This is a genomic window from Mycobacterium helveticum (assembly GCF_007714205.1).
Classification (GTDB): domain Bacteria; phylum Actinomycetota; class Actinomycetes; order Mycobacteriales; family Mycobacteriaceae; genus Mycobacterium; species Mycobacterium helveticum.
In genome coordinates this window covers 1-482 of record NZ_VMQU01000364.1, presented here as the reverse complement: position 1 = coordinate 482, position 482 = coordinate 1, and the positions used below count along the sequence as shown (strand labels likewise).

Annotated in this window: 1 protein-coding gene; it reads left to right on the top strand. The window is 68.7% G+C overall.

Translation table 11 applies throughout. From position 1 onward, the window contains the following. Positions 1–29: 29 nt before the first annotated feature. The coding region (locus FPZ47_RS27935; RefSeq protein ID WP_342781103.1) for a GAF domain-containing protein at positions 30–482 on the top strand (453 nt) is incomplete at its 3' end.

Genomic DNA, 482 nt, shown 5'->3' with positions numbered 1-482 from the left:
TGGCGGGTTTGGTGGCCGACGGTCGGGGTTTGCCCGAGTTGCTGGCTGAGGTGTCGACGTTTGCGGTGCGCGCGATCCCGGGCGCCGACGGTGCCGGGGTGACTTTGTTGCGGGTCGACCGGGTGGAAAACCTGGTGGAGGTGTTGGGCGCGAGTGCGCCGTTTGTCGCCGAGATCGACGAGATCCAGTACGTGACTCTCAAGGAGGGTCCGTGCATTACCGCGGCGCTGGAGCGGCGCACGGTGCGGTCCGGGTCGTTGGGCGGGGAGAAGATGTGGCCGCGGTTCGGCCCCCGGGTGGGCCGCCTGGGGGTGCACAGTGCGTTGTCGTTGCCGCTGCTGCTGGGCGATCAGGTGATCGGGGCGATCAATGTCTACGCCCGCGGCAAAGACGTCTTCGATGAGCACGCCGCCGAGCTGGGGGAGTTGTTCGCCAAGCCTGCGGCGGTGGCGGTGCACAACGCCCAGGTCCTCGCGCATGCG